Origin of the sequence: Thomasclavelia saccharogumia DSM 17460, from assembly GCF_000686665.1 — a bacterium.
GTDB classification, from domain to species: Bacteria; Bacillota_I; Bacilli_A; order Erysipelotrichales; family Coprobacillaceae; genus Thomasclavelia; species Thomasclavelia saccharogumia.
In genome coordinates this window covers 1-12419 of the sequence record NZ_JMLH01000007.1, presented here as the reverse complement: position 1 = coordinate 12419, position 12419 = coordinate 1, and the positions used below count along the sequence as shown (strand labels likewise).

General features: G+C 32.1%; 12 protein-coding genes. 10 read left to right on the top strand and 2 right to left on the bottom strand.

Annotation, left to right across the window (positions count from 1 at the left end):
• Positions 1-54: 54 nt before the first annotated feature.
• The 8 genes from BR82_RS0103250 (at position 55) to BR82_RS0103215 (ending at position 7246) form a co-directional block, all read left to right on the top strand.
• On the top strand, positions 55-3387 hold the full coding sequence (locus BR82_RS0103250; protein ID WP_051592727.1) for a glycoside hydrolase family 3 N-terminal domain-containing protein: 3333 nt from the start codon (positions 55-57) through the stop codon (positions 3385-3387).
• Between the two features lie 123 nt (positions 3388-3510).
• Positions 3511-3783 carry a 30S ribosomal protein S16 gene (rpsP, locus tag BR82_RS0103245; RefSeq protein ID WP_027089000.1) on the top strand — a complete coding sequence of 91 codons (273 nt, stop codon included), beginning with the start codon at positions 3511-3513 and terminating at the stop codon, positions 3781-3783.
• 2 nt (positions 3784-3785) lie between these two features.
• Complete coding sequence (locus tag BR82_RS0103240; RefSeq protein ID WP_024720811.1) at positions 3786-4034, top strand: KH domain-containing protein; 249 nt, start codon at positions 3786-3788, stop codon at positions 4032-4034.
• A 40-nt stretch (positions 4035-4074) separates the two neighbouring features.
• On the top strand, positions 4075-4584 hold the full coding sequence (gene rimM / locus BR82_RS0103235) for a ribosome maturation factor RimM (protein ID WP_024720810.1): 510 nt from the start codon (positions 4075-4077) through the stop codon (positions 4582-4584).
• Positions 4574-5293: a tRNA (guanosine(37)-N1)-methyltransferase TrmD gene (gene trmD / locus BR82_RS0103230; RefSeq protein ID WP_024720809.1), complete on the top strand. Its 720-nt coding sequence runs from the start codon at positions 4574-4576 to the stop codon at positions 5291-5293. The genes rimM and trmD overlap by 11 nt, the downstream gene beginning before the upstream one ends.
• 105 nt (positions 5294-5398) lie before the next feature.
• Positions 5399-5749 (top strand): 50S ribosomal protein L19, encoded by a 351-nt coding sequence (gene rplS / locus BR82_RS0103225; RefSeq protein WP_027088999.1) that lies wholly within the window; start codon positions 5399-5401, stop codon positions 5747-5749.
• A 164-nt stretch (positions 5750-5913) separates the two neighbouring features.
• Positions 5914-6984: a competence/damage-inducible protein A gene (locus tag BR82_RS0103220; RefSeq protein WP_027088998.1), complete on the top strand. Its 1071-nt coding sequence runs from the start codon at positions 5914-5916 to the stop codon at positions 6982-6984.
• A 10-nt stretch (positions 6985-6994) separates the two neighbouring features.
• The gene (locus BR82_RS0103215) at positions 6995-7246 is read left to right on the top strand and encodes a hypothetical protein (protein ID WP_024720806.1); all 252 of its coding nucleotides are present in this window, start codon (positions 6995-6997) and stop codon (positions 7244-7246) included.
• Between the two features lie 57 nt (positions 7247-7303).
• Here BR82_RS0103215 and BR82_RS0103210 read toward each other — a convergent pair whose 3' ends face one another.
• On the bottom strand, positions 7304-8182 hold the full coding sequence (locus BR82_RS0103210; RefSeq protein ID WP_027088997.1) for a LysR family transcriptional regulator: 879 nt from the start codon (positions 8180-8182) through the stop codon (positions 7304-7306).
• Between the two features lie 159 nt (positions 8183-8341).
• On the opposite strand from BR82_RS0103210, the gene BR82_RS0103205 reads away from it, so the two are divergent.
• Together BR82_RS0103205 and guaA are read left to right on the top strand one after the other, a co-directional pair.
• Positions 8342-9619, top strand: a complete 1278-nt coding sequence (locus BR82_RS0103205; RefSeq protein WP_027088996.1) for an adenylosuccinate synthase — start codon at positions 8342-8344, stop codon at positions 9617-9619.
• A 12-nt stretch (positions 9620-9631) separates the two neighbouring features.
• Positions 9632-11179 carry a glutamine-hydrolyzing GMP synthase gene (guaA, locus tag BR82_RS0103200; protein WP_027088995.1) on the top strand — a complete coding sequence of 516 codons (1548 nt, stop codon included), beginning with the start codon at positions 9632-9634 and terminating at the stop codon, positions 11177-11179.
• A 164-nt stretch (positions 11180-11343) separates the two neighbouring features.
• Here guaA and BR82_RS0103195 read toward each other — a convergent pair whose 3' ends face one another.
• Positions 11344-11922, bottom strand: a complete 579-nt coding sequence (locus BR82_RS0103195) for a helix-turn-helix domain-containing protein (protein WP_027088994.1) — start codon at positions 11920-11922, stop codon at positions 11344-11346.
• Between the last annotated feature and the right edge of the window lie 497 nt (positions 11923-12419).

The window sequence follows — 12419 nt, the reverse complement described above, 5'->3', positions numbered from 1 at the left end:
TAAAATATATGTACAGGCCCTTTTAAATTTGCTTGTAGAATGGAGGAGATAAGGATGAAAAAGGGAAAGATTTTAGCTAGTATTCTATCACTGACGATGATTTTATCCATTGTGGTACCGGTTAATGCTGCTTCTTCGAGAGTGGAAGAGTTACTAGCTAAAATGACATTGCGACAAAAAGTGACGCAAATGTTGATGGTTGATTTTAGATATTGGGATACGGATCTATCTGATGGTGAGCAGACAACAGGTAATGAATTTACTAAAATGAATTCACAGGTCCAAAAAGTTGTTGAAGATTATGATTTTGGAGCAGTTATTTATTTTGCTCAAAACATCGTTGAAACACAACAATCTTTTGAGTTATCACAGGCTTTACAAGAAGCTGCTACTAAAGATGGCGGAATTCCATTAATCATTAGTGCGGATCAAGAAGGGGGTTCTGTTTATCGTTTAGGTTCAGGAACTGCTTTACCTGGCAATATGGCTTTAGGAGCTACAGGAAGTGTTGAATATGCACAGGCAGCTGGAGAAATTATTGGTAGTGAATTGAGTGTTTTAGGAATCAATACAAATTTGGCTCCTGTTGTTGATGTTAATAATAATGCCAATAATCCTGTTATCGGACTTCGCTCATATAGTGATGATGCTGAGTTAGTAGGAACATTAGCTTCAGCAACGATCAAAGGATTAGCGGATTATAATGTTATTGGCTGTGCTAAACATTTCCCTGGACATGGTGATACAGCAACAGATTCTCATTATGGATTACCTGTAGTTGATAAGTCTAAAGAGGAATTAATGGAGAATGAATTAAAACCATATGAAGTTGCAATTGATCAAGGTATTGAAATGATCATGACAGCTCATATTTTATATCCACAATTAGATGATACTAAGATTTATTCAAATAAAACAGGTCAAGAAGAATCTCTACCTGCAACAATGTCTAAAAAGATCTTGACGGATTTATTAAAAGGTGAAATGGGATTTGAAGGAATTGTATGTACTGATGCAATGAATATGGCTGGTGTTTCAGCTATCTATGATCAAGTACAGGCTGTTAAAGTTGCAATTGCAGCTGGTGTTGATATGATTTGTATGCCATGTACATTATACAATTTAGACGATTTAAAAGATTTAGATGCAATAATTGATGGTGTCGTTGCGGCTGTTGAAAGTGGTGAGATTCCTGAATCGCGACTTGATGATGCTGTTACAAGAATTTTAACAGTTAAAGAAAACAGAGGAATTTTAGACTATGATGCTAATGATTATTCATTAGATAAAGCCTTGGCTACAGTTGGTTCTGATGCAAATAGAGAATTAGAACGAGAAATTGCAGCAGCGGCTGTTACAGTTATCAAAAATGAAAATGATATATTACCTTTAAGTATTACTGAAAATTCAAAAGTTTTAATGTTATGTCCTTATAACAATGAAAAAGCACAAATGGTAATGGCATGGAATCGGGCAAAAGAAGCAGGTTTGGTTCCTGATGGTGCTGAGTGTAAAGTTTATCGATTTGCAAATGCCACAATCAATGATGAACTTCAAGAATTATTAGATTGGGCTGATACAGTTATCATTAATTCTGAAGTATCGTCAGCGGCGAGAATGGCTTATGATCACTGGTTATCAGCAGCACCAAATAATTATGTAAACTATTGTCATGAAAATAATAAAACTTCTATTATCATGTCTGTTGATAAACCATATGATGTGCAGTTATATCCAAATGCTGATGCAATATTAGCTGTTTATGGATGTAAAGGTTCTTCTGTTGATGTAACTGAAGCATTAGTTGGTGGAATTACTTCAGATAAGGCAGCATATGGTCCTAATATTATTGCAGGAATCGAAGTTGCTTTAGGAACATTTGGAGCATCAGGAAAATTACCTGTTAATATTCCAGAATTTGATAATTCTAATAACACATATACTGATAATATTGTTTATCCTAGAGGATATGGATTAACTTATGATTCACTTTTGGATAAAGAAGAAATAAATAAAAAGTCATTATCGATTGCAGTGGAGATGGCTAATAACGTGACTGAAGAACAATTAGCAGCTGTTGTACCAGTTGTTGTTGATGAATTCAAAGCTGCATTACAAGAGGCAACTTTGATTTTGGCAGATGACAGTGTGGATCAAGCAACTGTTGATGCTTCGTTTACACGTTTATCAAAAGTAATGCAAATGTTAGAATTTGTAAAAGGTGATAAGAGTGAATTAGAGGCATTGATTAGTTCGACAGAAAATTATGTAAAAGAAAATTATACTGCTGATTCATGGGCAGCATATGAATCAGCATTAGAGACAGCTAAAGAAGTTGTAGCAAATGAAAATGCTTTACAAGAAGATGTTGATGAAGCATATAACAATTTGCAAACTATGATTGAAGGTTTGGTTAAAGTAATCAAAGTAGATAAAACAGCTTTACAAATTGCCGTTGAGATGGCTAATGAATTAAAAGAACAAGGTGCATTAGATAATGTAATTCCTGTAGTAGTAACTGAATTCAATGAAGCATTGGCAGAAGCTGAAATTGTTTTAGCTGATCCAAATGCAGATCAAACAACAGTTAATACATCATTCTATCGTTTAGCTGAAGCTATGCATATGTTAGAATTTGTAAAAGGTGATAAAACAGCATTAAATGAATTAATTGAAGAAGCAGAAAAATATCAAGAAGATAATTTTACAGCTGATTCATGGGCAGGATTACAGGAAGCTTTAGAAGCCGCAAAAGAAGTGGCAGCAGATGAAAATGCTTTAGAAGCTGATGTAGTCGAAGCGTTAAATAACTTAAAAGATGCGATGAATAATTTAGTAATCAAAGTAGATAAAACAAAATTACAAGAAGCATATGATATGGTAAATAATTTAGATAAGAGTCCATATACAGAAGGAAGTGTTGCCAACTTAGCTAAGCCAATGGCAAATGCTAAAGCGGTATTAGATGATGCAGAAGCAACACAGGCAGAAGTAGATGCAGCATATAAGACATTGATTGAAGCATACTTAGACTTGAGATTGATACCAAATAAGGATTTATTACAAGGATTGATCAATAAAGCTGAGACATTAAGTGCCGTAAATTATAGTGCAAAAACATGGAATGTATTAGCAGATGCCTTAGAAGAAGCTAAAGCGGTATTAGATGATCCAGAAGCAACGCAAGAAGAAGTAGATAATGCAAAAGATGTATTAGCAAAAGCGATGGCAGGATTAGAAGAAGTTAAAACAAGTAATTCAGTCAAAGCAGGCGATACAACAGCAAGTATCAAGACCGGAGATGATAGTATGATCGGTGTATTTGCGGGAGTTGGATTGTTAAGTATGGCTGCAGCTTTAGTAAGCTATAGAAGAAAAGAAGATTAATAGGATGTTTAGATATTTTCTTCTAAAAAACAATTAAATATATAAGGTGTCAAGTAAAAAAGCTTGACACCTTTAAAATGTTATGTTAAAGTGTACAAGTAAATTAATTAGGAGGAAATATAAATGGCAGTAAAATTAAGATTAATCAGAATGGGTGCTAAAAAAGCTCCTTTCTATAGAATTGTAGCAGCAGATTCAAGAGCTCCAAGAGATGGACGTTTTATTGAATTATTAGGAACTTATAATCCTTGTACTGATCCTGCACAAGTTACAATCAAAGAAGAAGAAGTATTAAAATGGTTAAATAATGGTGCGCAACCATCTGATACAGTTAGAAACTTATTATCTAAACAAGGAATTATGAAAAAATTTGCTGATTCAAAATTAGGTAAGTAATTATGGATTATGCTAAGATTCTTAAGGATATTGCAATTGAATTAGTTGAGGATAAGGAACATCTAGAAGTTCGTGAATTGCCTTCGTTAGAAGAAAATGTTGTTGTTTTACATGTTTATTCTGCACAGAGTGATATTGCTAGATTAATCGGACGTAAAGGAGCAATGGCTAATTCAATTAGACAATTAATGTCAGTTGCTGGTCGTAAGACTAATAAGAAACTAGATATTAAGTTTGAATCGTATGAATAATGATAGATGTGCTGAGCACATCTATTTTTTTGGAGGTAAGATGGAGAAAGTTAAGGTTGGAAAAATTATTGGAAAACATGGCTTAAAAGGTGAATTGAAAATAAGGTCAAATAGTGATTTTGGTGCGGTGAGATTTAAAAAAGGTAATTCTCTTTATATTCGTTATCAAGGCGTGGATCTAGAGTTTGTGATCGTTTCATCTAGAATTCATAAAGGTAATTATTTGGTGGCGTTTAAAGATAATCAAGATATAAATTTAGTTGAAAAATATGTTGGTTCATTTGTTTATGGATTAAAAGATGATGAATTGTTAGATGAGGATGAATATTTTTATAGTGATTTGATTGGTTTGCAAGTAGTAAGTTTGGAAGGTAAATTAATTGGTAATGTTACTTCTATTTATGATAATGGACGTCATGATATATTGAATGTTGATCACCATGGTAAAAATGTGGCTATTCCTTATGTCGATGCTTTTATTAAAGATGTTGATTTAGATAATCAAATAATTAGAGTTCAGTTAATTAAAGGGTTAATTGATGAAGATTGATATTTTGACGTTGTTTCCTGAAATGTTTACAGGTTTTCTAAATACATCAATTATAAAAAGAGCTATTGATAAAGAGCTTGTTAAAGTAACGTTACATGATTTTAGAGAATTTTCTAATGATAAACACAAACATGTTGATGACTACCCTTATGGTGGTGGTCAAGGGATGGTGTTGATGTGTGAACCAATAGTTGAGTGTTTAAAGACAATTTGCAGTGATAAAAGTATGGTTATTTTAATGTCGCCCCAGGGATCAACTTTAAATCATGGCTTAGCGGTTGATTTGTCGCATCAGGAACATCTAGTTATTATTTGTGGACATTATGAAGGTTTTGATGAAAGAATTAGAAATTATGTTGATATGGAAATATCTATAGGTGATTATGTTTTAACTGGTGGCGAGCTTGGCAGCATGGTCGTAAGTGATGCTGTTATTAGATTACTAGATGGTGCAATCAAAGAAGATAGTCATCAGGATGATTCTTTTAGTCAGGGGCTTTTAGAGTATCCTCAGTATACTAGACCACAATGTTATGATGGTAATGAAGTACCAGCTGTTTTATTAAGTGGGCATCATGAAAATATTCGTAAATGGCGAAAATATCAGGCTCTTAAAAAAACTTATTTAAAAAGACCAGATTTATTACGATCATATCAATTTGATGAAGAAAGTTTAGAAATGATGAAAAAAATTGAAAAAAATGATTGATTTTTACTAGTGTTTTCTTTATAATGAAAAAGTCGTGAGACTGCAGATGTTCCGCTGGTTAATCGAATGAACATTCAAGACAATTTTTGGAGAAGGAGAAGAGAAATGAATTTACAATTAGTAGAACAAATTACTAAAAAACAATTAAGAAATGATATTCCTCAATTCAAAGCAGGGGATACATTAAAAGTATTTGTAAAAATTAAAGAAGGTGACAAATTCCGTGTCCAATTATTTGAAGGGGTTTGTATTGCAAGAAAAGGTAGGGGTATTTCTGAAACATTTACAGTAAGAAAAATCTCATACCAAGTAGGTGTTGAAAGAACTTTCCCAGTTCATACACCAATCATTGATCATATTGAAGTAGTTAAAGTTGGTAAAGTACGTCGTGCTAAATTACATTACTTACGTGGATTATCAGGTAAAGCTGCTAGAATTAAAGAAGTTAGAAAATAAGAAATGGTTCGCCATTTCTTTTTTGTTATAAATATTTAAATTTAGGTTAAAGATATGTAATATTAGTATTTGAAAATAACATCATCTTATATAAAATGATTATTTGACTGGAAAAATGGTTAAAATTATTTATAATATAGATATCGTTTTAGGAGGAATAATGCATGAATGTAGAAATTATTAATGTTGGTACAGAATTATTACTTGGTGAAATTGTTAATACCAATGCCGCATATATTCAAAAGATGTGTAAAGATTTAGGTTTTAATGTTTATTTTCAAACTACTGTTGGTGATAATCCTGAGCGCTTTAAACAGTGTTTAGATATTGCTTTTAAACGAGGGGCTGATTGTGTTATTACAACAGGTGGTTTAGGACCAACGCAGGATGATTTAACTAAAGAACTATCAGCTCAATATTTAGGATTGGAGTTAGTATATTTAGAAGATGAAGCAAAAAAGGTTGCAGAGAAATGTCGATTTGTAACTACATGGGGTGAAATTCCTGAAAACAATTTTAAACAGGCCTATTTTCCTAAAGGATGCTATGTCTTAGAAAATGAAGTTGGAACTGCTAATGGTTGTGTAATGTCTCAAGATGATAAAATGATCGTTAATTTACCTGGTCCCCCTAAAGAGATGAAATATGTTGTTGATCATGTGTTAAAAGCTTATTTAAGTCAGTATAAAAAAGATATTATCTATACTTATGATTTTTTAACTATGGGAATTGGCGAAAGTAAGGTTGATGAAGTGTTAGAAGATTTAATCAATCAGCAAAGCGAAGTAAGTATTGCTTTATATGCTTCAGAAGAAACGGTGCGTATCCGTCTTGGGTGTAAAGCTGGTTCAAAGGAAGCTGCTGATGAAAAAATGCTACCGATTAAAAAAAGGATCGAAGCTGTAATTGGTAAATACATTATTAGAGAGCCTAATCTAAAAGAGGCTTTGGCTAAGATCATGCCAACATATTTTATTATTTATAATTGTGATAAATTTAAATTACGTGATGGTTTTAGTTTAGGTGAAAATCATAGTGAAGAAGTACTGACAATGACAATTGATTGTTTAGATCATCGCTTAGGTGTGATCGTTAAAATCAAACTTGAATATTTAGATCGTAAAGATTATTTTGAAGTACCGTTATTAAAAGATCCGACTTTATCATACAGTAAGTTAGAATCAAGGATCATTAGTCGGGTATATCAGTTTTTAACACAACAGAGTTATAATTAAGGAGAAATGAATGCTTGAATTTAGATATGATACTCAATTATTAATTGAAGGTGAAAATCTTGATGAAGATGTAATTAATGATTATATTACAAAAAATTTTAAAGGTGATTGTTTATTAGCGGTTGGTGATGATGAGTTGATTAAAATTCATTTTCATACTAATGAACCATGGTTGATCTTAGAGTACTGTGCTACTCTTGGAGAAATTTATGATATTGTTATTGAGGATATGGATCGTCAGTCAAGAGGATTAAAGGGTTAAAAAATAGTTTTTTTGAGTCGCATTATATTAAATAATGCGGCTTTTTTGAACTTATAGTTAATCGTTATTTTTAGCAATTAATTCAATAAACTTATTAGTAGCAATAGACCGGCTGCGTCTTTTAGGATAAGCATAGCCAATACTGCGTTTAGGCAAGGGCTGAATAGTCTTGATTTCATGAACGATCCCTTGATTTAGTAGATCTTGTGAGAATTCTTTAATGACACAAGAAATGCCTAAGCCGGCTCGAGCGAAGTCTAATAATAGGTTATGAGCACCTAATTCAATAGTTGGTTTTAAAAGCAGACCTTTTTCAGCAAAATAGTTATCGATACGGTTTCTTGTATTTGATGATTTTTCTAATAAGATCAGGGGCTGATTAGCTAATTCAGCAAATGAATAAATATGATCATCTAAGTTTTTAGAGACGAAAATATCATGAACTTGAAAACATTCTTTGATTACAAGGGAATCATCTTTAATTGGCAGATTTAAAAAGCCAATATCAATTTGATCGGATTTTAATAATTCGCGTGTTTCTAAACTAGTACGATTAATAACTTTAATTTTGACACCAGGATATAACTGCTTAAATTTGACGATATGAGCAGTTAAAAAATATTCACTAAAAGTGTCACCAGCCCCAATGATCAATTCACCTTCTTTTAATTCATGATAGTTAGAAAGCTGGTTTTCAACTCCAGTAATTAAGGCCAGAGCCTGATCGATTTGCTGATGCAGTAATTTTCCTTCTTTGGTTAAAGTAACTCCTTTAGAATTGCGGACAAATAGTTGAATTTGTAATTCTTTTTCAATGCTGCTAATAGTTTGGGATACTGCAGATTGAGAGATAAATAAGTTTCTAGCTGCTGTGGAAAAGGATAAAGTTGTAGCAGCTTCATTAAATATTTTGTATTGTTCTAGTTTGATATACATATAAGCACTCCTTATATCATAATTGTGATATATTAATTTTACTAATGACTAACTCTATAATATAATGATTAAGGAAGTTAGTCAAACTGTTATATTATTGATGCAATTTGTTGTTTAATTGTATATAATGTAATAGTAAATAAGAAAGGTGTGAATTTGATGGCTGGAGTAGTCGTAGTAGGAAGTATGTGGGGAGATGAAGGTAAAGGAAAGGTTACTGATTATCTTGCTCAAAAAGCTGATGTTGTAGTTCGTTATGCTGGTGGAAATAATGCTGGGCATACGATTGTTTATGATGGCAAGAAATTTGCTTTGAAATTGATTCCTTCTGGTATTTTTAGTGGTCATGAAGTTATTATGGGTAATGGAATGGTTGTTAATCCTAAAGCCTTTTTAGAAGAAGTTAAGTATTTAGAGGATGCGGGAATTGATACTAGTAAAATTAAAATAAGTGATCGTTGTCATGTGATTTTACCATATCATTTGGAAATCGATGCTATTCAAGAAACGCGTAAAGGGGCTAATAGCATTGGTACAACAAAAAGAGGAATTGGACCTACTTATATTGATAAATATAGTCGTATTGGTATTCGGATGGGTGAGTTTATTGATGAAGAATTGTTTTTAGAAAGATTGAAAGAAACTTTCCCAATGAAAGTGATGGAATATCCTGAATTAGAAGGGAAATTTACAGTTGAAGGTATTTTTGAAGAATATAAAGAATACGCTAAAGTTATTGCACCGATGGTTTGTGATACCGGAATGTTGATCGATGAATATTTACAAGCCGATAAAAAAGTTTTATTTGAAGGGGCTCAAGGAGCAATGCTTGATATTGATTATGGAACATATCCATATGTTACAAGTTCTCATCCAGGCGCTAATGGTGTATGTGAAGGGGCAGGAATTGGACCTTTATATATTAAAGAAGCAATTGGAATTATTAAATCATATACAACAAGAGTTGGTGCCGGACCTTTTCCAACAGAATTGTTTGATGAAACTGGTGATTTAATTCGTGAACGTGGTCATGAATATGGAACAGTAACCCAAAGAGCAAGAAGAACAGGATGGTTTGATGCGGTTGTAGTAAATCAATCAAGAAGAATGTCTTCTTTAACAGGAATTAGTTTGATGTTATTAGATGTTTTAAGTGGTTTTGAAACCCTTAAGATCTGTACTGCTTATAAATATAATGGTAAGATCATTCATGGTTTACCAGCGACTGTAAAAGGAATTGAATCAGTAGAACCAGTATATGAAGAAATGCCAGGATGGCAGGAAGATATTACAAATGTTAAATCATTTGAAGAATTACCTGTAAATTGTCAAAAATATATTAGAAGAATTGAAGAGTTGGTTCATTGTCCAGTTGTCATGTTTTCAGTAGGACCTGATCGTGAACAGACTGTTGTTTTAAAAGATATTGAATTTTAAGGAGGAAGATGCGTGAAAAGAGAGTTGGTCATTGTTATTGATTTTGGTGGTCAATATAATCAATTAGTAGCTCGTAGGGTTCGTGAATGTAATGTTTATTGTGAAATCTATTCTTATAAAACGAATATTGAAAAGATCAAAGAAATGAATCCTAAAGGAATTATCTTAACTGGTGGTCCTAACAGCTGTTATTTGGAAGATTCTCCAACATATAAAAAGGAATTATTTGAATTAGGAATTCCAGTATTAGGTTTATGTTATGGGGCGCAGTTGATGCAGCATATTTTGGGTGGTAAAGTTGAAAGAGCTGATGTTAGAGAATATGGTAAATCTAATTTAATCATAAGTGATAAAGATTCTAAGTTATTTAAAGGGGTTCCTGAAGAATCGATTTGCTGGATGAGTCATTTCGATTATATTTCTAAGATTGGACCAGGTTTTAAAATCACTTCTTATACAAAAGATTGTCCGGTAGCTTCTTGTGAAAATGCTGATCAAAAGTTATATGCAATTCAGTTCCATCCAGAAGTATTACATACTGAATATGGAAAAAATATTTTATCTAACTTTGTTTTAGATGTATGTAATTGTAGTGGTGACTGGCGCATGGATTCATTTGTTGAAGAGCAAATCAAAGCGATTAGAGAAAGAGTCGGTAATGGTAAAGTATTATGTGCTTTATCTGGTGGTGTTGATTCTTCTGTTGCAGCAGTATTATTATCTAAAGCAATTGGGAATCAATTAACTTGCGTTTTTGTTGATCATGGATTACTTCGTAAAAATGAAGGTGATGAGGTAGAAGCTGTATTTGGACCAGAAGGGCAATATGATTTAAACTTTATTCGTGTTAATGCTCAAGAAAGATATTATGCAAAATTAAAAGGCGTTACAGAACCAGAAGCTAAACGTAAAATTATTGGTGAAGAATTTATTCGTGTTTTTGAAGAAGAAGCTAAAAAGATCGGAGCTGTAGATTTCTTAGTTCAAGGAACTATTTATCCAGATGTTGTTGAAAGCGGCTTAGGTGGAGAATCAGCAGTAATTAAATCTCATCATAATGTGGGCGGATTACCTGATGCTGTAGATTTTAAAGAAATCATTGAACCATTACGTGATCTTTTCAAAGACGAAGTTCGTAAAGTTGGGTTAGAATTAGGTATTCCTGAATATTTAGTCTTTAGACAACCTTTCCCAGGACCGGGACTTGGAATCAGAATTATTGGTGAAGTTACTGGTGAAAAAGTTAAAATCGTTCAAGATGCTGATGCAATCTATAGAGAAGAGATTGCTAAAGCTGGTTTAGATAGATCGATTGGTCAATATTTTGCAGCCTTAACAAATATGCGTTCTGTAGGTGTTATGGGTGATGAAAGAACGTATGATTATGCTGTTGCATTACGTGCAGTTAATACAATTGATTTCATGACTGCTGAAGCAGCTCAAATCCCATATGAAGTATTAAATAAAGTTATGTCTAGAATTATAAATGAGGTTCGTGGGGTAAACAGAGTAATGTATGATATTACTTCAAAACCACCAGGGACAATAGAGTTTGAATAGTATAGTAAATAGAGAAAAGTTCGATTAAATCGAGCTTTTTTTGTTTATTGAAGTTTAAATGATACACTTTTGATACACACTATAACATCACTTGACTATTTATCTTAAATAAATTGATATTTATAAAATATCAAGTATGGTAAGGAGGTAAGAAAAAAGGAAGATTAATCTTTATCTTCCACTTTGATCTCAGAACTATATTTTTTATGTAATGCTTTGTAATATGCTTTTTCAAGTTCTTCAATTGTATCAAATTCAAATTCGTTAAGTTCTTTTGAAATAAAATTGTTCTCTGTGATTGGATAACTTAACATCCAGTCATAAAGTTTTACAGTTGCAAAAAGTCCTGTTCTCTCTTTCTTTGCAATTTCTAGCCAATCTTGCAATTGATCCTGTAGGACATCATTTTGCACAACACCGAATTTGTTTTGATTAAAACGAAAAATAGGTTGACCGTCTAATTCATCAATTTCCAAACCGTAAGTTATTGCAAGCCAAAATAAAGTATGTATGACTTTTTCTCCATGTTCTATATCAGGTTCTTCTAACATAAATGGAGATACACCTAATGCATCAGCAAGCTTATAAATTGTTTCTTTATTTCTGGGTTTCTTGGCTCCACGTTCGTATTGTGAAATTGTTGCATATGCAGACTTATCAGATAAACCAATACGTTTACCAAGTTCTGCTTGGTCTAACCCTTTGAACTTACGTATACGTCTTAATTGAGATCCAAATGACATAAGCTCACACCTCCTTGTATAATCTAAAATTATGAATAATGCAATATGATTATATCAAATATAGTTCAAAAAGTATATAAAAATGAACTAAAATAAGTTCAAAAATATTGATATTATAGAAAAGTGATGTTATAATACATGTAAATTGACCGATAAATAGGTCAATAGGAAGGAGGGATAAAATGAAAGATAACTTATTTATGACTGTTGATTAGCATTTTATTTTAACAAATTTTTGGCAAATTAAATTGGATAACAGAAGTAAAAGATATGAGCTAATTAGTAAAAAATAGCAAAATATAATGGCACAAACAATCAAATTAATTTATTCCAATTTCCTTATTTACAGTGGAGCCAAATTCCTAAGAACCGTTAAAACCAAGCAAAATCAAGAAGATTTTGCTTATGAAAAAGTATAACTTAGGAATATCCACTATAAATAAGTTTTCTCGGCATAAAATAATTTGAATAAAATATTATCAAATTAAATTAGTTAT

Bases quoted from the DNA above. Each gene is read 5' to 3' on its own strand.
- BR82_RS0103250 (WP_051592727.1), top strand. From the start codon at position 55: ATGAAAAAGGGAAAGATTTTAGCTAGTATTCTATCACTGACGATGATT.
- rpsP (WP_027089000.1), top strand. From the start codon at position 3,511: ATGGCAGTAAAATTAAGATTAATCAGAATGGGTGCTAAAAAAGCTCCT.
- BR82_RS0103240 (WP_024720811.1), top strand. From the start codon at position 3,786: ATGGATTATGCTAAGATTCTTAAGGATATTGCAATTGAATTAGTTGAG.
- rimM (WP_024720810.1), top strand. From the start codon at position 4,075: ATGGAGAAAGTTAAGGTTGGAAAAATTATTGGAAAACATGGCTTAAAA.
- trmD (WP_024720809.1), top strand. From the start codon at position 4,574: ATGAAGATTGATATTTTGACGTTGTTTCCTGAAATGTTTACAGGTTTT.
- rplS (WP_027088999.1), top strand. From the start codon at position 5,399: ATGAATTTACAATTAGTAGAACAAATTACTAAAAAACAATTAAGAAAT.
- BR82_RS0103220 (WP_027088998.1), top strand. From the start codon at position 5,914: ATGAATGTAGAAATTATTAATGTTGGTACAGAATTATTACTTGGTGAA.
- BR82_RS0103215 (WP_024720806.1), top strand. From the start codon at position 6,995: ATGCTTGAATTTAGATATGATACTCAATTATTAATTGAAGGTGAAAAT.
- BR82_RS0103210 (WP_027088997.1), bottom strand. From the start codon at position 8,182: ATGTATATCAAACTAGAACAATACAAAATATTTAATGAAGCTGCTACA.
- BR82_RS0103205 (WP_027088996.1), top strand. From the start codon at position 8,342: ATGGCTGGAGTAGTCGTAGTAGGAAGTATGTGGGGAGATGAAGGTAAA.
- BR82_RS0103195 (WP_027088994.1), bottom strand. From the start codon at position 11,922: ATGTCATTTGGATCTCAATTAAGACGTATACGTAAGTTCAAAGGGTTA.